Origin of the sequence: Paenibacillus agaridevorans, assembly GCF_003112455.1 — a bacterium.
GTDB classification, from domain to species: domain Bacteria; phylum Bacillota; class Bacilli; order Paenibacillales; family Paenibacillaceae; genus Pristimantibacillus; species Pristimantibacillus agaridevorans.
Map to the genome: position 1 here is coordinate 13,323 of NZ_BDQX01000430.1, position 23,525 is coordinate 36,847.

The 23,525-nt window shown below is 50.8% G+C and carries 15 protein-coding genes; 10 read left to right on the forward strand and 5 right to left on the reverse strand.

Translation table 11 applies throughout. The annotated features are described in order from the left end of the window. Nucleotides 1–15: 15 nt before the first annotated feature. Nucleotides 16–864, reverse strand: coding sequence for a sugar phosphate isomerase/epimerase family protein (locus tag PAT3040_RS32310; protein WP_087566323.1), 849 nt, complete (start codon nt 862–864; stop codon nt 16–18). A gap of 2 nt (nt 865–866) precedes the next feature. Beyond that, the gene (locus PAT3040_RS32315; protein ID WP_258235273.1) at nt 867–1,550 is read right to left on the reverse strand and encodes a carbohydrate-binding family 9-like protein; all 684 of its coding nucleotides are present in this window, start codon (nt 1,548–1,550) and stop codon (nt 867–869) included. A 173-nt stretch (nt 1,551–1,723) separates the two neighbouring features. On the opposite strand from PAT3040_RS32315, the gene PAT3040_RS32320 reads away from it, so the two are divergent. The 10 genes from PAT3040_RS32320 (at nt 1,724) to PAT3040_RS32365 (ending at nt 11,562) form a co-directional block, all read left to right on the forward strand. Next, on the forward strand, nt 1,724–2,629 hold the full coding sequence (locus tag PAT3040_RS32320; protein WP_108995908.1) for a helix-turn-helix transcriptional regulator: 906 nt from the start codon (nt 1,724–1,726) through the stop codon (nt 2,627–2,629). A gap of 88 nt (nt 2,630–2,717) precedes the next feature. Next, nucleotides 2,718–3,506 (forward strand): cupin domain-containing protein, encoded by a 789-nt coding sequence (locus PAT3040_RS32325; RefSeq protein ID WP_108995909.1) that lies wholly within the window; start codon nt 2,718–2,720, stop codon nt 3,504–3,506. 223 nt (nt 3,507–3,729) lie between these two features. Further along, nucleotides 3,730–5,025, forward strand: coding sequence for a uracil permease (uraA, locus tag PAT3040_RS32330; protein ID WP_087566320.1), 1,296 nt, complete (start codon nt 3,730–3,732; stop codon nt 5,023–5,025). A gap of 165 nt (nt 5,026–5,190) precedes the next feature. Then, complete coding sequence (locus tag PAT3040_RS32335) at nt 5,191–5,391, forward strand: hypothetical protein (protein ID WP_087566319.1); 201 nt, start codon at nt 5,191–5,193, stop codon at nt 5,389–5,391. A 37-nt stretch (nt 5,392–5,428) separates the two neighbouring features. Beyond that, complete coding sequence (locus tag PAT3040_RS32340) at nt 5,429–6,367, forward strand: hypothetical protein (RefSeq protein WP_108995910.1); 939 nt, start codon at nt 5,429–5,431, stop codon at nt 6,365–6,367. Between the two features lie 159 nt (nt 6,368–6,526). Next, nucleotides 6,527–6,760, forward strand: coding sequence for a hypothetical protein (locus PAT3040_RS32345; RefSeq protein ID WP_087566317.1), 234 nt, complete (start codon nt 6,527–6,529; stop codon nt 6,758–6,760). Nucleotides 6,761–6,786: 26 nt separating this feature from the next. Then, nucleotides 6,787–7,911, forward strand: a complete 1,125-nt coding sequence (locus tag PAT3040_RS32350) for a GerAB/ArcD/ProY family transporter (RefSeq protein ID WP_179215340.1) — start codon at nt 6,787–6,789, stop codon at nt 7,909–7,911. Then, on the forward strand, nt 7,908–9,416 hold the full coding sequence (locus tag PAT3040_RS32355) for a spore germination protein (RefSeq protein ID WP_087566315.1): 1,509 nt from the start codon (nt 7,908–7,910) through the stop codon (nt 9,414–9,416). The genes PAT3040_RS32350 and PAT3040_RS32355 overlap by 4 nt, the downstream gene beginning before the upstream one ends. A 55-nt stretch (nt 9,417–9,471) precedes the next feature. Beyond that, nucleotides 9,472–10,662, forward strand: a complete 1,191-nt coding sequence (locus PAT3040_RS32360; protein WP_108995911.1) for a Ger(x)C family spore germination protein — start codon at nt 9,472–9,474, stop codon at nt 10,660–10,662. Between the two features lie 102 nt (nt 10,663–10,764). Further along, on the forward strand, nt 10,765–11,562 hold the full coding sequence (locus tag PAT3040_RS32365; protein ID WP_108995912.1) for an SDR family oxidoreductase: 798 nt from the start codon (nt 10,765–10,767) through the stop codon (nt 11,560–11,562). Nucleotides 11,563–11,606: 44 nt separating this feature from the next. Here the strand turns inward: PAT3040_RS32365 and PAT3040_RS32370 are convergent, their stop codons facing one another. From PAT3040_RS32370 to PAT3040_RS32380, 3 genes are all read right to left on the reverse strand, one after another. After that, nucleotides 11,607–14,762, reverse strand: coding sequence for a hypothetical protein (locus PAT3040_RS32370; protein WP_108995913.1), 3,156 nt, complete (start codon nt 14,760–14,762; stop codon nt 11,607–11,609). A 136-nt stretch (nt 14,763–14,898) separates the two neighbouring features. Further along, a complete protein-coding gene (locus PAT3040_RS32375; protein WP_108995914.1) occupies nt 14,899–20,919 on the reverse strand; it encodes an S-layer homology domain-containing protein in 6,021 nt (2,006 codons plus the stop codon). A 30-nt stretch (nt 20,920–20,949) separates the two neighbouring features. Further along, the gene (locus tag PAT3040_RS32380; RefSeq protein ID WP_108995915.1) at nt 20,950–23,454 is read right to left on the reverse strand and encodes a glycoside hydrolase family 2 protein; all 2,505 of its coding nucleotides are present in this window, start codon (nt 23,452–23,454) and stop codon (nt 20,950–20,952) included. Between the last annotated feature and the right edge of the window lie 71 nt (nt 23,455–23,525).

The window sequence follows — 23,525 nt, forward strand, 5'->3', positions numbered from 1 at the left end:
TCGCGTAATCCGCCCTTAGCGGTCCGTTCTGCCCAGTATGGCGTCCATAGCGCCCGAAGTGTTGTAGATGATCTGCTCGGCGTGATGGGTGTACGGAGGAATCATCTCCGCCGTCACGTAATTGTCATAGCCGATTTCCTTCAGCGCCGATACGACCGCAGGGTAATCCACGTCGCCCGCCAGCAAGTCGACGAAGCCGTGCAGTCCTCCCGCTTGACGGCGGTAATCCTTGAAGTGAACCTTTTTAATGCGGTCGCCGAGAATGCGGATCCAATGCTCCGGGTACCCGCTGTGCACGACATTGCCTACGTCGAAGTAAGAGCCCACATAACGGGAGCCATGCGCATCTATAAATGTTCTCAGCTCCAGCGGCGACAACAGGAATTTGTTCCATACGTTTTCGATCGCGATGGACACGCCAGCGCTTTCCGCATGCGGCACGAGACTGCCGATCGCTTCGAGCGCGCGGTCGTATGCTTTATCGTAAGGCACGACCTCTGCTCCCGGAATAAAATCCACGCCTACGGCGCCGGGGATGACCAAAATCGCGTCGACGCCTAGCGCGGCCGCGACCTCCAGCTGCTTCTTGCAGACGTCGACCGCCTTTGAGCGCATGCCGCTATCCTCGCTGGTCATGGCGTACGACCAGTAGAGACCGGTAGCAAGACCGGCAATCTCCAGCCCCGCATCCTCCAGACGGCTGCGAACGGCGAGAATCTCCTTGTCGCCGGCATCCAGCCCCAGCTCGCCCGACTCGTTAAGGGACAGCTCGATGCCGTCAAAACCCGCTTTTTTCGCAAGAGCGATAGCATCGGCAATAGAAGTCCCTTCCTTGAACGACCAAATATTAATTCCTTTTTTCATCGTCATTCCTCCTCGATAGTTGGATTGTCGCCTTGATCCAGAAACCGCAGCATCCCGAACCGCGCGGGCAGATGGTAGTTGACCGCTCCCGTCGGACTCCATGCCTGGTATTGCCGGACACCGTTCTCGTCCTGATCGATCCGGTAGGCGTTCATTCGCCACCATGCGCCAGGCGCCGGTTTCCTTGCGAAGCCAGCGGTCGGAATCGCCAGGTGATAGATGAGCTCGTCGCCCTGCCTGACAACTTCCGTCCGCAGTCCTTCCATATTCCATTCCACGTCAATACGGGCAATCCCGCCCTGGCCGTCGTTCCACACTCTTGCGTCGAATACCACATTATGCGGACTTAGCTCCAGTTCAACGTAAGGACCAGCCTCCTGATGCCCTTCTTCAATAAACAGCTCCACGACGTCCTCCTCGTACAGCGGCTCGTCGCGCTGCGTGAAGCGCGAGAAGACATGATGGTCCGTGCACCTGATTCGAAACCAGACATAATCCGGGCTCCAGCAGGCTTGGAACTCCGTAGGCTCAATGACGGCGCCTCCGTCTACCGTTTCGGATAACGGCGCGGCTTCGCACTCGCTCCAATCCAGTTGCCGCCCCTCTCCAACGCTTGCTGTCTCGCTTCCGGCGATCCACTTTGCAGGCCTGCATAAGTATTGTTTCAGATCCATGTCCCGAGACATCGACGCAATCGCTCCTTTATCCATTTCCGTTTCGTTGCGATATCTCCATATTTCTGTAATAATGCTTATATCATAAAAGATTTATGCGAGACTTTCTTTAGCAATACAAGCGAATATTTGCATGATTCCGTTATGGAATTTCTGTAACTTCTCTACAAAGAGGTGAAGCCGCTGTGACGATCCATAAAACGGTATTTCCCTTGCAGCGGACCGCTCCATTCCGGGAGTGGTCCCCCATCATTCATTATGCGAAGTCTCAAAAGCTGGAACAGGGGAAGCTTGCGCCGAGGCGCATCTATAATTTCGAATTGTTATACGTCAGCCAGGGAGAAGCCGCCACAATCATGAACGGCCGTCGGTACGAGCTGTCAACCGGGCACCTGATCTTCCTCCCGTCGGGCGTGCTGCATCAGAACGAAGTGGTATCGCCCGGCGGCACGCGTTTCCTCGGCATCCACTTCGACTTCTTCGGGGAGCTCGATATCCATACGGAGTACGATATGATCGTGGGCGATGCCGCTCCAGATCTTGATCGATTCGCTACGGAGGCCGTCCCCGATGTGTTTCCGCCGCTGTCCCAGCAAGTGGTCTATACGCCAACTCTCGCGTGCGTCGCGTTAATGGAGCAGCTTGTGAACGAATTTACGATGCGTCCGCTTGGCTACGAGCTTGCATGCAAGGCGCTGATGTTAAACATTCTTGCTCATCTGCTGCGGCTCCCGCACTCCCGGTCGCACGCGTTCTCTTCGCAGCACGCTATCCGCTTGCAAGAGCTGGCAGAAGAGATCGAACGGCACCCTTCCGCCGCCTGGACCAACGCTATGATCGCCGAACGGCTCGATCTAAGTCTCGATCATGCGGCCAAGCTGTTCCGGGAGCTCGTAGGACGCCCGCCCGGCGAATATGTTGCTTCCATACGCCATCGCGAAGCCCGGAAGCTGCTGCGGGAGACCGACATGTCGATCGAAGAGATCGGCGACGCCGTCGGATATTCCGGCATCCATTATTTCAGCCGGCAATTCCGCAAACACGAGGGCGTATCGGCGTCCGAATACCGGAAGCTGTCGCAAGTCCTCTAGCCTTTTCAGCCATGCACCATGTTCTGGGCGAATACATACACTACCCTAGGCATTGTGGCACTTAAGTCATGAAGGGAATGGATAGCTGATGGAAGCAACAAGCATGGATTACGCTGCGCCGAACACTCAATTCACATACGATCTGAGGAACAATGTATTCTTTAAGAAAGACGACCATAACTTCATTCTTTCGTTATCCGTCAAGCAGTTGAATACGCTGGGCAATTCCTCGTTGCTGGACATCTATCTGGACAAGGAAAATTATGTGGAGCCGCACTATCATCAAAACGCGTCGGAGCTAGTGTATTGCATTGCCGGCTCCGCTGTCGTCTCGCTGATTAACCCTTTTACGAACGAGCTGCTTCACTTCCCCATCGGACCGGGGCAAGTCGCCAACGTGCCGCAAGGCTGGTGGCACTACGAGGTGGCGTCTCAGGATGACACGCATCTGCTGGCCATCTTCGATGCTCCGGTACCGGAAGCGATCTTCGGCTCGGACATCCTGCGTCTTACGCCGGCTTCCGTACTTGCCGCCAATTATTGCCTCAATGAGGACATGGTAAAGGAGACACTGGCTCCGATCGATTCCACCGTCGTCATCGGTCCTCCCGCCGGCTGCCAATCGTCCAATGGACCGGCTGCCATAAATGATGGAAGCTGGAATACGCCGGGCATGTACCCGCAAGCAGATTACGGCATGGGGACGATGCAGGGGCAAGGACTGTCGGGACAACAGCAGGGAGCCGGCTTGATGCAAGGGCAAACGCAGCAAAGCCACGGTTCGTATGCTTACCCGCTGCGGCCCATCGAGTCCGCCTACTCCCCTTACCCTCCTCCCTTTCATCCCGTTCCCTTTCTCTATAGAAATTGGAATTAGGAAACAACTACACGATTGGCTGTCATGGGGCTGCTTCGGAAGGTCTTGAAGGACCTTGCCCGGAGCAGCTTTGCCTCATTTATACGGAATGAAAGCAAGAGCGCCCTCCGCTTAATAATAATCACAAGAAAACGCTTGCGCTCTTTTGTCGAACTAGGTAGAATCATCCATAGCGGCCGGACGGAGCTCCGGTCCAATTTGCTCGAAGGAGATCTTACATACCATGAGAAAAAGCATTGGCGTTCACGAAAGACCGCCGCATCTTCAAAGCTTGATGCTGAGCTTCCAGCATCTATTCGCCATGTTTGGCTCAACCGTGCTCGTACCGAACATTCTGAAGGTGGATCCCGCGATCTGCCTGCTGATGAACGGCATCGGCACCTTGCTCTACATTCTGGTGACGAAGGGCAAAATACCGGCTTATCTCGGCTCCAGCTTCGCCTTCCTTGGCCCTGCCGGCGCCGTAATCGCAAACGAAGCATCCGGCGGCAGCTACGCCGCTGCGCTGGGCGGCTTCATCGCCGTCGGCGTAATCTTTACGGTCGTTGCTTTTATTATTCAATATACGGGTACAGGCTGGCTAAACGTCGTGTTCCCTCCGGCAGCCATGGGCGCGATCGTCGCGATCATCGGCCTGGAGCTGATTCCGGTCGCGGCCAGGATGTCCGGCTTTATCCCTTACCCGGAAGATCCGCCGACTTGGACGATGGATACCGATGTCGTCTTATTGGCCGTATCCACGATGGCGGTCACCGTACTGGGCTCTGTTCTGTTCCGAGGCTTCATGCGCATCATTCCCATCCTGTTCGGCATCATCTTCGGATACGTGCTGGCTTACTTTATGGGCATGACCGACTTTAGCGGACTGGATAAGGCTGGCTGGTTAGCCGCACCGACACTTACCTTTCCGGAGTTCCATTGGACCGCCATTATCGCAATCGCTCCGGCAGCCCTGGTCGTCATTGCGGAGCACATCGGCCATCTTATCGTAACCGGCAACATCGTGGAGAAGGATCTGTCCAAGGACCCTGGCTTGCATCGTTCCATGCTTGGCAACGGCATCTCGACCATTCTGTCGGGCTTCGTCGGTTCGACACCGAACACGACGTACGGCGAAAATATCGGCGTACTTGCGATTACGCGGGTGTATTCCACCTTCGTCATCGGCGGCGCGGCCGTAATCGCGATCATCCTGTCCTTCTCGGGCAAGTTCTCCTCCCTCGTGTCCGGTATTCCCGGTCCCGTTATGGGCGGCGTATCGCTTCTGCTTTTCGGCGTCATCGCAGCCTCCGGCCTGCGCATGCTCGTTGAATCCAAGGTGGATTACAGCAAACCGACTAATCTGTTCCTGACAACGGTCGTATTGGTTGTCGGCCTGAGCGGCGTCAAGCTGACTTTCGGCGATGTATCCTTCACCGGCATGGCGCTCGCGACAATCGTCGCGATTTTGCTCAGCCTGCTGTTCAAGCTGTTCGAGGTACTGCGTTTAACGAACGACTCCGAAGCCGGGGGCCACTGATCCGGCACTTCACGTTTTACAGCCAGCACCGGTTTCACTACCGGAAGCTGGCTTTTTTTGTTACGAACCTTTTACAATATTCCCCTCCAATTCCACGAAACCGAAACATCATCCGTTTGCTAACGTACATAGGGATACACAAAGAGGACGAAAGGAGAGTTGCGCATGTCGGGGTTCGGATTATTCGGCATATTTCTCATGTTCGGTTTCTTCTTATTCCTGATTAATATCGCTACGAGCGTATGGGCTTACCTGGATGCAAAGAAGCTGGGCAAGAGCAACGAATACGCGCTGCTGTTGCTGATCGGCACGCTGATATTCCCGGTTGCAGGGCTGATCGTGTATTTGATCATACGAAGAGCCTAGCCGCGCATTATTAATATAGAAGAGGAGGATACGCAACATGCTGCAGCATTACAATGACCGGTTGGCCGAATTAAAAAAACAGCAAAGACAGAAATCGAACTGGACCGCGAGCAGAGAGCAGTTGAAGGTGAGTCTGGCAAACGCCAAAGAGGATCTGGGCAGGCTTGAAGCCTGGCTTCAAGAGGAACAAAGAGACGTCGATCGGCTGAAGAAACTGTCGCTTGGCGGACTATTCTACTCCCTCATCGGCAAAAAAAAGGAGAAGCTCTCGGAAGAAGAAGCAGAGCTGCTGCAAGCCAAGCTTCAATATGATGAAGCCTCGGATACGGTATCCGATCTCGAAAAGGAGCTCGCGGATATCGAAGCCAATCTCGCGCCAGTCCGCTATGTCGAGTCCGACATCGAAGCGGCCATGCGAGAGAAGGAAAAACACATCTACGATGCCCATCCTGCCTTGGCGTCGGAGCTAAAGCTGTGGTCTGACGAGGAAGCGGAGACGGAGGCAGACGCCAAGGAGCTGCGCGAGGCCGTTAACGCCGGCCGGTCCGTCATCTCCTCTCTGGATCGCGCCAGCGAACGTCTGCAGTCAGCCAGGAACTGGGGAACCGCGGACATGCTCGGAGGCGGTTTACTTACGACTATGGCCAAACACGGCCATATCGATGATGCCCGCTCGGCGATTCACTCTGCCCAGAGCTCATTGCGTCGATTCGAGAAGGAATTAAAGGACGTTCAGCGCGACGTTGGAATTACGATCGATATTGGCTCCATGATGACTTTCGCGGATTATTTCTTCGACGGTTTCCTGATGGACTGGGTCGTACAGGGCCGTATTAAGGACGCGGCGGAATCCGTGAGGGAGAAACGCGCGCTAATTCGCCGCATTGTTGCGGAGCTGGAAACCGAACTGGGAGCCAAGGATCGAAAGCTGGCGGAATTAAGACGGCGCCAATCCTCTCTTATCGAACAGGCTTAGACGGCTTCATGGCATTCTACCCTATATATCCCCCGCCAACAGGCCCTTCGGGGCCTTTTTGCATTCCTTCTTCCTTCGCACCGCGGTGTCTTGCATATTTTAGCAGCAAAATGGAATAATAATGCCGATATTCCGGCCAGCGCCAGAAGGAGTTGCCCCTTGCTGGAAAACCTGTTAGTCGTAGTCATTATCGCGATGGCGCTCCTGTTCGCGGATAGGCGCAGCTTCGCACGGTCGGAGCGCAGGACGAAGGTGCTGTATATTCTCCTTCTCCTCCCGGCTTCTTACTTGTCCTTATTGTTCATCCTGCAATTGCCTTGGTTCAACATCGGACATCTCACCAAAGCCATGTATGGATGGCCTGCCAGACAAATCGTCGCGCTGCTCAAATAATTCCGCGCGCGGAAAGGGATGTAGCTATGTCGTCCGATCGGTCCACCATCAACTTAAGGCAGCTGGCAGGTCTGTTATGCTGCTACGTGATCGGTTCCGCCATCGTGTTTATTCCCAATCCTCTTACGGCCGCGGCCGGCAATGACGCGTGGATTTCGATGACGCTCGCTTACGGCTTCGGCATCATCATGTTGACTTGCGTCCTGTACCTTCACAACAGGCACGATGGAGCGAGCGTAATCGCATATAGCCGCAAACTGATCGGACGGACGGCTACCTATCCCGTCGGACTCCTTTATATCTTGATGCTTTTTTTTGCCGCATGCGCCGTTAATGCGAGCATCGGCGATTTTTTCACGAGCGTGATGATGAAGCGGACCCCTTCGTATATTTTCCATACGATCGGCATGTTGCTATCCGCGCTGACGGCACGTTCAGGCATTCGCGTTATGGCCCGCATGTTTTTTTTGCTGCTGTGGCTGATGCTCTTTTTCTCTCTGCTGGTCATGATACTTGCCATCCCCATCTATCAACCGGCCATGCTTCTTCCGTTATTCGAGAACGGCATCAAGCCCATGCTTCATGGTTTGTTCATCTCGGCCGGTTTCCCGTTTGGGGAGATCGTAATATTCGCGATGCTCCTGCCGTTTGTACGGCTTCAAGCCGGACAATCCATAAGCAAAGCACTGTACGCATCCTATTCCTTTTCCGCGCTGATGCTGATCGTGCCGACGATTTGCACCATTATGGCATTCGGTCCGGCGGCCGGTTACTTCAATTATTCGCTATACCGCCTCTCAATCGAGATTCACATCGTCGAGCTGTTTCAGCGAATGGAAGCCATTATCGGCATTGCGCTTATTTTGGGTTCTTATATGAAAGCAACGCTTCTGCTCTTCATTATCTACCAATGTCTCATCCAGCTCTTTAACCTAAAGGACGATCATGTATTGATGTATCCCCTCTCGGTGACCTGCATCTTCTTATCGGCCACAATGTTTCAAAGTCCTGCCGACTTTCAGGAGCAAGTCTATACGATTTGGCCGTTCACGGTCATTGTCGTGGGTGGCGGACTTATTCTCCTATTTACCTTGATTACGTGGATCAAGCATCGACGATATCTTCAAGCGGAACGAGGCGATACTTCTTGACTACGGACAGTCGCAAGACCAACGCTCTTCATGACGACATTACATTTAACCGAGAGAAGCTTGAAGGCGTTTTTTCCCGCTGCGGGGACGTACACTTCCAACAATGGAATTATGGCGACGGGTTCGCGTTCCAGGCCGTATCCGTCTATTGCTCATCGCTCGCCGACTACTCCAGCCACCTCCTCCAGCGTGCTTTGGAAAAAATCCCTGGATACGAGAGCGAAGACTGGAATAGCATGACGCCGGAAAAGCTGCGCCGCTGCTTGCAGGTTAATAATGCCTCCCTTCAACCGTTCTCGCTGCTGGAATCATTCGAAAACGTGTACGAGTCTGTCATGCACGGCTTCATTGTCATTTTGTTCGACCAAGTAAATCAAGCGTTAGGATTCCCGACGGAATCGGCAGCAAGAAGGCAAATTACGGAGCCTGTCAACGAACCTGCAGTGCATGGCCCCCGGGAAGGCACGACGGAAGACTTGTCCCTGAATTTGACCTTGCTCAGGAGCCGCATCCGCAATCCGGCGTTTAAGTTCGAATTTCTGCAATCCGGCGCAGTCACAAAGAGCGCGATCTGCTTCGGCTATCTGGACGAGGTCGTAAACCCCGACGTGCTTGCGGAATTCAGGCGGCGAGTCGAATCCATCACTGATTATGAAGTACTGGAGACCTCCTACATCGATGATTGGATTCAAGAATCGACGTTGTCTCCGTTCCCGCAGGTCCGTTATACGGAGCGGACCGATACGGCCGCCGCGGCCGTGCTGGATGGCAAAATTATCGTGCTCGTGGAAAATTCGCCGATGATCATGATTTGTCCGGCGTTTCTGGTGGATTTTATGGGGACGGCGGAGGATTACTACGTGCGATCCATCTTCTCCTCGTTTATCCGAATGCTGCGTCTGCTCGCGTTTATCATCGCTTTGACGCTGCCCAGTCTCTATATTGCGCTGTCTACCTTCCACCCGGAGCTGATCCCGACCGTGCTGCTCCTGGCGATCGTAGATTCCCGCGAGGGTATCCCGTTTCCCGCCTTCTTCGAAGCGCTCATCATGGAAGCCTCCTTCGAGCTTCTCCGCGAAGCCGGCATCCGGCTGCCAAGGACGGTCGGATCTGCCGTCAGCATCGTGGGAGCGCTGGTCATCGGACAAGCGGCCATTATGGCAAAGATCGCCTCGCCGATCATGGTGATCGTCGTGGCGCTGACGGGCATAGCCTCCTTCGCGATCCCCCATTACGATCTGGCGATCTCCTTGCGCCTCTTGCGTTTTCCGTACATGATCGCGGCCAGTCTGCTGGGCGGTTACGGGCTGATGGTCGTTTTCCTGTTGACGCTGCTGCATCTCACCAGCCTGCATTCGCTTGGCGAGCCTTATTTAACGTCGATTGCGCCATTCAAGCCCAGAGATTGGCGCGATCTGTTCGTCAGGGTGCCGCTCAAGGTCTTTCTGCGATCGCCGCGCAATCGCAAGCTGCTCCGGTTAGGAGGCAGACGTCCGCATCCCTAACATCGCTTGCAGAAGCATCATGCGCCAGATACAACCTCGATAAGGAGGAGCTCCCATGCCGTCTCATAGCAAAGGAAAAGGATGGAAAACCGCTTGCTGCCTCTGCATGATTTCCTTTCTCCTTTCCGGATGCTGGGACAAGCTGGAGATCAACAATTGGGCATTCGTGCAGGCAGCCTCCGTCGATCTGTCCAAGGACGGGCGGCTGCGTCTCACCAGCCAGATCTACAAGCCCGGTTCTACGGAGGCATCCAGCATGTCCCCCTCCACCGGGTCATCGTTCTTCAACATCTCTAGCGACAATGACACCGTCTATGGCGCCTCGCTGATGGCGAGCAATGAAATCGGCCGGAAGCTGCAGTGGAGCCATATGGAAACCTTGATTATTAGCGAAGCTTTCGCGAGGGATCGGAACATTGGCGAGGTGCTGGATTTTTTCTCCCGCTCCAACGAACCGAAGAGCACCTTGACGATTGTGATCGCCAAGGGCGATGCAAGTTCACACCTGAATGCCAAGCCTCTCGTGGAAAACAACGTCGGCAAGCAGTTGGCCTCCAGTATCGAGACGGCCCAAATTCTTACGGGAATGTCGATATCCGTAAGCCTCAGGGAGCTTAGCATCCTTGCGAAGCAGCGGGAAGTGACGTTCGTTCTTCCTTATCTTCCTTTCACCGGAGCAGGCGCCTTACCCCATACGCCAACCTTGGCACTGTTCCGATTCCCCGAGGGCAAGCTGATTGACATCGTGCCGGTCTCGAAGACTCCATTCCTGCTCATGCTGATGAATCATTATCGTAACGGTTTCGTCAATATCCCCTGCGGCGAAGACAAAAACAACGGTCAGGGAAGCGAAGCGTTTAAGATCGGATCTCTCCGCAGCACCATCAAACCTCGGCTGATCAATGACCAGTTGACGGTACATGTTGGTGTGCAGGTGTCGGGAAGCGTCAAGGAGCTTGCCTGCACCCATATCAAAACAGAGGATGACGTTAGCAGTTTTACCGACAAAATCGCCGGAAAGCTGGAGAAGCGGCTTGCCTCGACGGCAGCTTACTTGCAAGAGAAGGAGGCTGATGTCCTTGGCGCAGGCGCGCATCTCCACCGCTGGCATAACAGCCGTTGGAAGAGTTTGCAGCAAAATTGGGGGGAACGCTTCAAACAAGCAAAATTCGAAATTAACGTGCACGTACGACTAACCAATACGGGCATCGATGCCGGCCAACCATTCTCTGCCAACGAGCCCTGAATCCCCGGCATACGGCTATATTCGAATATCAAAAGATTCGGAATAGCCGCCTGGCGGTTATGGAAAGATTAGAACGACAATTCTGGAAGGAGCGATAGTATCATGTTGGACAAGAAAACCGAAGGAAGAGTAGCCGGAAAAGTAGCGGTCGTTACGGGAGCAGGATCCGGCATTGGCCGGGCAGCCGCGTTGAGGCTTGCGGAACAAGGAGCAAAGGTCGTGCTGGTCGATCTTGTCGACGGGAGAAGCCAGGAGGTCGAAAAGGAAATTCAAGAGCATGGCGGCGAAGCCTTCTTTGCCGATACGGACGTATCCGATCCCGCCCGCGTCGAACGGGCGCTTAAGCAGGCGGCCAACAAGTACGGGCGCATCGACATCCTGTTCGCAAACGCGGGCGTAAACGGAACGCTGGCGCCGATCGAACACATGGAGCCCGAGGACTGGGATACGACGCTTGGCATTAATCTTAAGGGAACGTTTCTAGCCGCCAAATATGCCATTCCCCATATGAAGGAGAACGGCGGCAGCATCGTCATTACCAGCTCCATCAACGGCAGCCGCAAGTTTACCGGCTTCGGCATGTCCGCTTACAGCTCCTCCAAGGCAGGCCAGGTCGCCTTCGCCAAGATGGCGGCGTTGGAGCTTGCGCAATACGGCATTCGCGTCAACGCCATCTGTCCCGGCGCCATCGAAACCAATATCGGCGAGAACACGCATACGACGCCCGAGGTGGAGGAAATTAAAATTCCCGTAAAGTATCCGGAGGGCAATCAGCCGCTGGAACATGGACCCGGCAAGCCGGAGCAAGTCGCCGATCTCGTGCTGTTTCTGGCTTCGGACGAGTCCAGCCATATATCCGGCACGGCGATTTATATTGACGGCGTGGAGTCGCTTCTGTAAATGATCGAACAGTCCCGTTCAACTGAACGGGACTATGCTTAACATTACGGGGCGTTCGAAATCCTCATTTCATCGACTACCATAGATGTTCCCGCTCCGCCGATTTCAAACAGGATGATATCAAATTTTTTCTCTGAGCTCCACCCTGTAAGGGCTGGGATGTTGTATCTAAAAGTTCCAGTCTCCAGTGTATCCGCTTGAATGACTTTGTCACCGGTTCCGTCATTGACTTTTAAGGCCCATTTAGCGCCATTGGTCAGAGTCGGAACTTGAACAATTAAAATAGGGTATCGATTTAAATCGTATTCCACCGCTCTGATCATATTTCCGTTAGGACCACTTACGGCAGAAAGGGTTGTAAGACCGTTTGAAGAGCTTGCAATGGCATTATTACGGATCGGCCAATCCGAGACATTGCTGAAATCCTCCAGTGTGTAGGCAGGGCTCGATAGTAGATCGACTTTAAAACTCGACCCTGTTGGACCTACGACATATAACAAAATATCAAAGGTTTGTTTGCCGCCCCAACCCGTAATAGCCCTAAGGTCATAGGTAAAGGTTCCGGTTTGAGAGGTGTCTGTCTGCACGTTGATATCCCCAGAACCTTTGTTCACTTTTAATGCCCATTGGGTCCCAGTCGAAGCCTGGGGTACGGTAATCTGCAAGAACGGCGAATCCGTTAGATTGACAGTTACGTTTTTCCTTACAGAACCATAAGGACCGACAGCAGCGGATACTGTAGCTACCCCCGAAGTTGTAGAGATGGATGCATTAAATGGATTCGTCCAGTCCGATACATTATTAAAATCCTCCAGTACTGTTGCAGGGATCACATGGATCGTATCGGCCTTTACCCAACCATTAACAGCAAACAACTTGACTTTAAATGTCTTCGTACCGGACCACCCCGTGATCGCCTTCAAGTCATACGTGAACTCTCCGACCTGGGATGTGGAAGTTTGCAAGTCAATATCGACTCCGCCATCATTAACTTTTAACGCCCAACTGCCTTGCACTTTATCCACCTTGATCGTCATTTGAGAGAATGCGTCTACATCATAGGTAACTTGCTTGGCCCCATATCCGTAGTTGAGATTGTTTGCGGAATAGTTGAATATCGTACCCGCTCCATTGATCGCATACATGCCTGAATTTACACGTTCGGTCCAGTCTTCCACATTTTTGAAATCTTCCACAGTAGGCATAACATTCGGAACATTTGGCATAGAGAAGGCGGATGAGTTAAAAGCAAAGTTCGTTGCTGACCCGGAATCAATGCGAACGCCGTTCAACAACCAGGTAAATTCAATAACCGCGCTTGCCATAAACAGACTCGGCCGAACGCCGCCGACGGTCGGATTATTCGAACTGCCAGGAAGAAGCATCTCCGCAAAATCCGGGGCGCGTATCGCATCGCGCAAATTGGCTTCGATAAATTCCTTCGCTTGCTTGTGACCGCTATAATTCAACAGACCATAAATGGTTAAAGATGCGTTTGGATATTTCATTGCGCCAAAGCCGCTCATTTGCCCGCTTGGATTATGAATGCTTATAAAATAATCTTTTAATTTGGACAAAGGATTGGATGACAAGCCATTAACCGCAAGCGCGCTAATTTTAATATAGTCGCCCCCAAGGCTGACTGGACCCGATATCGTATCATAATATTGATAGATTTGCTGAGGCTCTGCGAAGAACCAAGCCTCCATATTTGCAATCATCGATTGTTTTTTAGCTTGCCACATCGTGATGTCGGCTGTTATCCCTAGTTCGTTGGCTATTTTTATAGCAAAATCTACATCGAAAAGCCACGAGGCGACGAAATCCAAATCCCTGGACGTAGGCGGAGTATTGACCCCCTCCATAAACCAGTACGGGTGATCCTCGGCCCAATCGAGATGCCGTTTAAGATTAGGGTATACGGTCTGCAGTTTGTTCAAATCGTTAGTATTTTTATAAAGCATCCATGCTGTCTGAGCTTTTCGAGTCGGCAAAGATTCTCCTGCAAGCGCTCCGTTGGAATCGACCAGACTCATTAAGCCCAAATAGGCGTTCCATGCTTCTGCAGGCATAATGTAAGATAAAAACTGGTAACCGAACAGGCTCTCCCATTGCGCCGATCCCGGATTTCGCGGCTCGCCGAAATTCCATAATGAAGGCTTGCCCGTCATCATTTGCGGATAGGGGAAAGAGGCAGCATTTTCCGGTAGCGCTTTCATATAATTTTGCAAATAAAACGTCCAGGCCTTGTAATAGCTATCGCGATGCTGCTGAGCGGTTACCCCATAGGGGTTAACCGTGGAGAATCCCCAGACAGAAGGCAGCGGCGCTTTCCGGAGTTGCGTGTCCATATAGGCTTTGGCAGCCGTTAATCGATCGGTTACTTTAAGGGCAAACACATCTTTAGCACGAGAGATGGCTACGGTACTGCCTTCGGATGAGGAGGCAACGCCTATGCTAACCGCCATCCTCCCGCCTGAATTAAAATGCTTTCTAAAGCTCCATGTAGATGCTCCAAGAACAGGGACCTCATTTAACGCTACCGGGGTTGTATCCGCAGTCAGGCCAACAAAATGAACGGCATAATAATAGTTGGCATCCGATACCAGCAGGACACGGTTGGTGCTGTCCCATTGTGCGCCGCCCGAGCCGGTGATCGTCCCTCTTACCAGAACATCATTGGGGACGCCCGAATTATTTTGGAGATAACGGACAAATGTGCCATTGTCATCCACAAAAAAATCGTAGCCGCTTAAGGATTGGTTGACCAAGCCGGAGTAAGTTGCATTAAAATCGATTTTGTAAGGATACCAAGTAGATTGAACGGTGCCGGCCGGGTTTCCGTTCGTTCCGGTAGCCACCAATCTTGTATTCACTACGGAAGGCCATTTGAAAGTGGATGATTTAAACCATCCGCCCAAATGAGCCGCTAATTCTCCATCCAATGCCCCCGGCGGCGTTGATGAGTCCCCCATGTTGGCGTTCAAAGATAGGCGGCTACCCGGATAACTAAGCCAGCGGGGTTGTTGAGCGCTGCTGTCCGCAATACTGTCGCTGTTAAAAGCAGCGTCTCCCGCCATCTCCACATTACCAATCAGTGCAGCATGAGCTTTCATAGATCCAAAGGAACTTTCGAGCAATGTTACAAGAATCGCGAATACCAGGAAATACAGACCCGACTTTTTGGTTTTCCGCATCATTTCATGCTCCTCCCTATAGATTAAGATTTCATCCCGTTCAATCACCCTCGGCAGATGAAAAAACACAGTCAGCAGCGAGTCGCAAAACACACATCTCAGTAATTGCGACATCACCGCTGACTGTTAAGTGTACCTGTTATACTTGTCCGTCAATGAAGCTTTGACTGACGATACGCAGTTGATTGATCGTAATGGAAGCGCCCGGCTCGCCGATGACAAATATTTTAATGATGAACTCCTTCTCCCCGGTCCAGCCTAACATTGGTCCATAAGTAGTCAGCTTGTAGTTGAAAGTACCAGCTGATCCGTCCTCCGGCTTCAGGGCCTGATCAACTCCAATGTCCAAGTTTTCGATTTTTACCGTCCAGTTGTTCACTGCTGCTGAGGTACGAATCTGCAGAATCGGCGTTTCATCCACATTCACTTTTACTTTAACTTTCGTGTAGAAATGTTGCCATGCCGGATTGGCCAAATCTGTTGTCGTTAATCGAATGCCATCCGCTCCGCCGTTTATCTGTTCGACTTTAATACCTCCTGGATTGAAGGAATATCCGTATTCCCACTGCTGCAAGTCTGTGAAGTCCGCTTGCCAGCCTAAACCTTCAGCCAGCACCGTCACCGGGAACGTCTTCGTCACCGAAGGAAACCCCGCCTTGGACAACGTCAACGTAACATTCGCTTCTCCCTCGGATATGCCACTTATCAACAATTCCCCGGCTTGTACGTTTGCCTGAACGATAGCGCTGTCGCTAGATACCGGAACAATCGTTACGTTTTCTGGAACAGCCGCAACCTGCACTCGCTTGCTCGCATCGACCGAAACATACTGCGGCAATATATCGCCAACTAGAATTGCCGACGCGTTGTTGTCGAGATAGGTCTGGCTAACCATGCGCAGTTGATCGATCGTAATGGAAGCGCCCGACCCGCCGACAAGATAAATCTTGACGAAAAATTCCTGCTCCCCGGTCCAACTATTCATCTGTCCATACTGTTTCAGATTGTAGTTGAATATGCCTTCCGATCCGTCCTCCCCTTTCAAGGCCTGCTCATCTCCGAATTCGCTGGTCCCGATTTTTACCGTCCAATTTTTTGTTGCGTTGGAGGTCCGAATTTGCAGAATCGGCGTTTCATCCACGTTTACCTTTATTTTTGTGTAGAACGGTTGCCAGGTCGGATTCGCCTGATCGGTTATGGTTAGTTTAACGCCATCCGCTCCGCCATCTAATTGCACGACATCAAGGCCGCCCGGGTTCGAGGAATATCCGGAATTCCACCGCTGCAAGTCTGTAAAGTCCGCTTGCCAGCCTAAGCCTTTGGCGAATACCGTGACTGGAAATGTCTTCGTTGCGGACTGATAGCCCGTCTTCGACAACGTTAACGAAATCGTCGCATTGCCTTCGGATACACCTATGATCGACAATTCCCCGTCTTGCACGTTTGCCTGAACGATAGCGCTGTCGCTAGATACCGGAACAACCGTTACGTTGTCCGGAACAGCAACAACCTGCACTCGCTTGCTCGCATCGACCGAAACATACTGAGGCGCAATATCGGCAACAGTGACATCCGGAATGCTGACGTTCACATGAAAGGAGAGACTCCGATCCCCATAAAATTCTCTCTTTAATTGAATGGTTATCGTTGTCGTCCCTTCGCTTAGCGCTTGCAGCTTCAACTGATTCCCCACCATCTGAGCATTGGCGATCTCCGGATGTTCCGAGGTCAATGCATAGCTGACAAGCCCCGGGGTTGTCCGTAGCGAAATCATTGTATCCGTATAAGCCTCTACTTCGTAGTCGGCAATGCTTTGCATCGTGATCTCGGGCTTGCTCATCAGCTTCAACGTATCGAATATTACCCGTCCGCCGAACTGCGAAGCGTAGATCCGCAGCTTGAATGTCTGCTGACCCGTCCAGCCCGTCAATGCTTCCAAATCATAGAGGTAGTCGCCTGTTCCATAACTGCTCTCTCTTACAACCACTTCTTCATTGCTTTCGTTGATCAAGCTGACACCCCAATGAGCGCTAGCCTCCGTAACAGCGAGCTTTAGCAGTTGGACCGTAACGGAATCGGCTTCAATTACCGTTTCGATATAATGGTCCTGCAGCACGTCAAGCTGAAGCTTTCCACCGGCTTCGTTCACGTTTAACTTCCCGTGATCCCAAGTCCATGCATTCAAACCTGCCTCTTCATGTTGCCATCCTGTGGCTGCGGAAACACCCACATCGAATGTACGTATTGTATCCGAATAGCCATTTCGACTGGAAACAACCGTAATAACTGCGTTTCCGGCAGAGAGGCCTGTCACAGTGAGTACGTTGTCAACCAACTCGACTGCTGCTGTCGTTTTTTTGCTGCTCGCAACATAATAGGATACCCCGTCTTGCAATTGGAGCTTCACTTGTTCGCCAACTCCAATGATTTGATCCTTGAGCGGCGATTCCGTTATTGCCGGCAAATGAACGGGCTTATGATCAGGAGCATCCATAACGGCAGATGTCCCGCCCATCCAAGATCCCGACAAATTGATTTTCTTCTTGGAAGCGTCCAATTTGAAGTTAAGCTTTAATCCATCCAATAAAATATTGGATACTTCACCGTCGGCCTCAAACAAGTTCGTAAACATCGGTTTGCCCATATCCATACGATATCCGTTACGCTGAAGCACGTTATCAACGAGCATAGTAGCTCCAAAAGAGGATGGACGTACGCCTTGCGGATATGGCACTCCCGGCACCGAATATTGTTCGGCGAAGAAATGGGCTTTGGTCACATCCCTTATCATGGTTTCAATAATCATTTTTGCGTCTTCTATTAAACCGTTGTCAATCAAGCCGTATGTCAAATAACCAACATCCGGATGCTTCGGGATAAACAACCCTGCAAATGGTGCTTCCGGGTTCATATTCGCTTTCAGCCGATTATATAAACTTTCACGTAAAGTCGGGTCTAAATCGGTAATATACATTCCCGTGGAGGTCCAAAGCGGGTTGCCCGGCGTGAATTCGCCATTTACCAAATTGTAATATTGGTAAGGCACTCCATCCTTCCAAAAGGTAGTCGTATATGTTTTGTATAACTCCTTATATCTATCTTCCCAGAAGTCGATCTTGTCGGTATACCCTAATATGCGAGAAATCTCGATTGCGAATTCGATATCCTTAAGTGCAGAGACGGCAAATTCCGCGTCAATGACATCCGGATTGTCGACGCCGGGCATAATCCAACGAAGATGATCGATCCTCCACAAGAGATACCGCTCTAAAGCGGGGTAAATCACTTCCAAAGAATCCGCGTCCTTGGATATATTATAAAGAATGAGCGCTGTTTGAGCCTTTCTGGAAGGCAAGCTTTCCCCTGCCATAAGTCCGTCGTCATCCACGAGGGACATCAGTCCCTTGAACGCATCCCATGCCAGTTCGACGTCAATGTATGCATACTGTTGAATCGACAGCAAGCTTTCCCACGAAGCGGAATACGCCGCTTTTTGATCGCCGTGTCCCCAGAGCGAAGCCTTCCCTGTCACGATTTGCGGATAGTTAAAGCCGACTTCGGGAGCAGCGGCCAAAATGTTCGAAGCTGTAAACACCCAAGCTTTGTAATATTCCTGCTCAATCTGTGCGAATGTGACGCCTTGCGGATCTACATATTCCAGTTCGAATTTACCCGGTTTAGGTACTTTAGCGAGATATTGATTCCAATTATCCAATCGTTCCTTAAATTTACGATCACGATCGTTGTTCACAAAAGGAGTGCGAACGGATTCAATCATACTTACCTTGCTATCCGCTGGCGTTCCTATACTGAATGCTGCGGATAATCCGCCAGGCGGCAACGTATGAAGTTCAAAATCCATCAACCAGTAGCCTTTGCCATGAGGTTGCGATGAGCCGTTGTCAATCAGCATATCCGCATAGCTCTCGAAATACCGAATACCGTTTGAAGGCTGCTGCCCGAAGGAAATCGCATACTGCTGATCCTGCAAGGTTGTACCCGTTGATACGTATAGGGTAGTTATACTTTCATTCCATTGAATATCCCCTTTGTATTGCCCAAACAAAGAGATGGAATTGCTAGTACCGTTTTGATTTGCTTTAATGGTCCGAACAACCGTGTTCTCGTCATAGAAGAAGTCTGACCCTTCCAATTGCAGACCGCTATTGTAGTCCGCCCCGAAGGTTAGCTCATGCGGCGCCCATGTTGTCGTATAGTCGCTCGCTTCCGCTAATGTCGATTGAATCTCGAAAATCTCCAACGTATCTATTTTGAGATAGCTGCCCTTGCCCACCTGGAATATGCGCAGCAATACATCCTTCTCGCCTGTCCAGTCCGGAACCATCTTGGCAATATCAATCGTTTCCGTTCCGTCAGCTGAGCTCTCCACGCGTAATACCCGTTCATCTCCACGGTCGCCTTTGCTCAAGTCGTAGATCTTAATGGCCCAGGCTCCCGTCGTTTCTGTATGAAGCTGCAGTAATGGTTTCTTATCTAAATCTATGGCTATCGATTCGCTTGTTAGAAACTGCCAGGGGTATGTCGCATCGTTTTTTACAGACAATTGCATATAATTCGGATCGAAGTCAACAATGGCATCCTCGGGATATTCAAACTCGCTAATTCTCCATTTGTCCGGATCGTTAAAGCTTGCCGACCATATGTTGTCCACAGTCTGATCCGTATTTGACTTATCGAAAATTCCCATTACTTTATCCAAGGTATACCCCTTGTAATTCGTTGGCCAAGGGCTAAGAAAGCCAATATTCAGGGGAAGGATTGGGCTATTGCTATAATGCACCTGTGTCGTCGGATCCGGCAGATGAAAATCGAAAGGATTGACAACAATCCTGCTCTGCGGCACACTCATCCAACGACGCTGTTGCGGACTATCCTCTTCTATTAACTGCTGACTTAGCATTTGATCGGCTGGATTTGTTGGATTGGTGCTCCCCCCGCCAGGGGCAGTCGATCCCGGATGACTCGTCAAGTCTTGAGCCGTTACGTTCTTACCCGCAATCTTCACGCTTATACCCGGAGCAATCATGATCTTGCCGGGTTGATTATCCATCACCACTCCGCCAGCTTGAATATCGGCACTCGTTATCCCATTGGCGCCTGTAATCGTTATTGGAGCTTGTGCGATGAGTTGCCCCAGCTTTGATTGCTTATCGAGATGAAGCTCGCTCCCTGTTCCCTTGTTGCCGATAACCATATCGTCCACCTTGGAGTTGTTTAAAACAATGTTTGCGGGTTTCACCACATCCAGGGAGTGAATGACACTGTTATCTGCAACGACTTTCATTTGCTCCTTGTTTACGATAACCTTGCCTTTAATTTGAGAATTGGCAATAAATATGCCTTCAAGCCCACCACCGTTGATGATAATATTTCCTTCTACCTCGACCCCGTCCAGTGCGACGACACCGGCATCGACTCCAAGCGTAACATAGAGATTGCCTTTTATTTTCATGTTAGAAAGAACAACATGATTGCCATTAATGATGACGCTTTTTTGGTAATCTCCTGAGGCACCACCATCGCTAATGATTTCATCTACGACATTATCGAAGATTTGAAAGGCTTCCGCACGGGTTAAGCGACCCTTGGGGTCGAATTTATTTCCGCCCTTCCCCTTAATAAAGCCGTTCTCTTGCATGGCTTGTACCGCTTCACGACTCCAATCGGCAATAAGCGAAGCATCAGTAAACTTCTGAGATGGAGATTTGTCGCTTGCTTGCAGCTGGAATACTCGGGAATAAATGACCGCGGCTTCCTCGCGGCTAATGTAATCCAGCGGCCTTGCGTGTCCGCTGTCATCGCCCAATATTAGTCCGGCAGCATGCGCCTTCGAAAAGTCGGAAGCATACCAGGCATTGGGGGATACATCGGCAAATTCCTTATTGCTCGTTTCTTTCAAGTTCAATATGCGTACGATAAAGCTGGCTAATTCCGCTCTGGTCATTGGTTGATCAGGCTTATACTGCTGTTTGGAATCTCCTCGGATGATCCCCTTATCAATCCATTTTGTCATTGCCCGTTGTGCCCAATGATTTTCCAATTCCGATTTCTGCGCTGAGACCAAACCCGGATAGGAAAACAATAGACATGCGATAACAAGTAATGAAATAGGCCTGCTTAATCTCTTAAAGCTAAACATAGAATCCCCTCCCTTTCTTCAAATCGATGATTAACTCGGCAAATCTATGTTGAAGCCATTCATTACAAGCCGCTCCACTGTATCCATAGGTTGCATAGAGCTCTCAATCGTAACGCTTTCTCCAGGGAAAATATGAAGATAGTTATGATTAAATGAAACAAACCTGGAAGCTTCTTTTTCTTGAATCATGACACCTACCGCTGTAATATCGGAGACGTTGCGAATCTGCAGCTGCCCTTCTCCCATAAGTTCCACAGCTAACGATGCTTTAGGCAACTGTCTTAGCGGTCGATACGGGGAGAGCAAGTCCATAGAGTACAGATACGTGTTGGTGCTGACAACCGCATCCTCTTTATCCCTTACTTGCAATCTCAAGAAAAAGAGAGAGTACGGAGCCCCTGAGACAATCCAATCCAGCTCGCCTGCTTGCGTTGCAAGTTGTTCGGAAGTACAGGTAAACCTGTCTTGCTTATACACCGTGCCATCGATCCCTACAATTTCGGCCTGTACCTCAAAGGTCTGTCCGTTTGTTCCAAGCTCATCGTGCAAGTACAATTGACAGCTGAAACGCTCTCCTTCGCTAAAGTTGACCTTGTCATACTTCGCTGAAATATGGAGTGAGGAAAATGCATTCTTTACGGCATAATAAGCCGGTTTGACCATTCCGTCATATTCGATTACAGATGTGTTCGAGTTGTTGGCAAAGGGTTCATTTCCCATCCAGATAATAAAACCGGATGCGTATGGCTCTCGTCTCCGAGTCGCTTCGATCGCATAACGCAGCGATTCCATCTGCAAATACCGGCTGGCTTGACTGTATATTTGCAATTCATTATGATCGCGACTCCACTCGCCGAATAATCTGTTTAACTGCTCCCATTGAATCCACCATGCCCCCCGATGAACCCAATACGGATTTTCCTTTGTTGGAGGCCAAGCCGAACAGCCTATCGCATATTTCTCGATATTTTCCGCTCTTGAAATACCGGGAGTCCCCATCTCGGACAGCAATAGTGAGTCGTCCTTGTTAAAAAATTCGTAGTGATCCCCCTCCAAATATAACCAAGGGCCGTGCACATCATGATGAAGCCCGTTGCCCATATGTTCGACATTGGCATTAAAGCTTGGGCCGGAGGCGCTTGTCGGCAAAAATCCACGGTCAGGATCATGCTCCTCGACAACTTTTTTTAGTCTCGCAATATTGGCATGTCTCTCATCGACAGGCTTGAACCCTTCCCACATGAGCTCGTTGCCCCCGCACCAGATGACAAGACTTGGATGCGATCTTTTTTCCTTAATGGCAAAGATGGCCACCTGCTCCAAATCATTGAGAAACTTGGGATCGTCCGGCGGCGTATTGTTGATTCCGCTAGAAGATTGCAATAATTCCTGCCACACCATGAGTCCATTGGCATCACAATATTGATAGAAATCTTGTTTTTCAATAATGGCGCCGCCCCAAACTCGCAAAATATTTACATTCATATCTTTAAACCGGCCAAGATAGTTGGCATATTCGTCCGCCTTGACATCTCCATAAAAGGGGCGGATAGGCACCCAGTTAACGCCTTTCATGAAGATCGGTCTGCCATTGATTACGAGCGTATAAGGTAGAGCGCTTTCAGGGGAATTCGGATTTTTAATAAATTCCAACTTACGGAATCCGATAAGCTTCCTATCCTGGCATTTCATGATATGGTTATCACTCGTGATCTCAATGCCAACCTCATACAGCGGCTGATTTCCATACCCGTTAGGCCACCATAATTCAATATCAGCAACTGCAAGTTCGTGTTCAATAAATGAATTACCGCATTCAAGCTCCATCGTATGAACAGCAAGCGCCTTCGGCTCGCCCTGATCTGTTATGACCTTGTAAGAGATCGTATAGGAGCCCCTTCGCTGAACGGTCACTTCCGTACGAAACCGCACATGGCCGTCGATCAAGTTGTCCTCTACCATCGCATTGGGGTAGAAGTCATTGATTTTGACCTCGCTGTAAGTTTGAAGATAAACGTCCCTCCAAATGCCGACCGGGACAATCCTCGGACACCAATCCCAGGCATAGTTGAAACGCGATTTCAGCTTTCGAATTTGATTGGAGTAACCGAATTGTCCGTCAATATCCGGCGCCGCATGAAATACGACTAACAATCGGTTCGATCCATTTGTACGGATCCGGTCTGTTATATCCAGTCTCACGGGGATAAACATGCCTTCAAAACCCGCCACTTTGCCCCCATTGAGATAAATTTCTCCGGAGTAATCCAATCCTTCGAATACGAGTTCGCATCGATCTTGCAGCCAGTCATCGGATATGCTGAAATTCGTTTCATATACCCATTCCCTGTTATCAACCCACTCGCCGTCCAAGCTGGCCAATCCTAAATTGGGATCCTTTAGCCACCCGTTCGCCATTAAATCCGTTTGCACACTGCCGGGAATCCTTGCTTTCATATGTCCAATAGCAGGAATGATCTCGTGACCGAGTTCCATGGACTCATATAGTCGCCATTGGTTTTTGTAAAAGCCCATTAATCCCCATTGACATTCATTTAAAGATACGGTGTTAGTCAGCTTTTACACTCCCAATCCTTGAAGTCTCT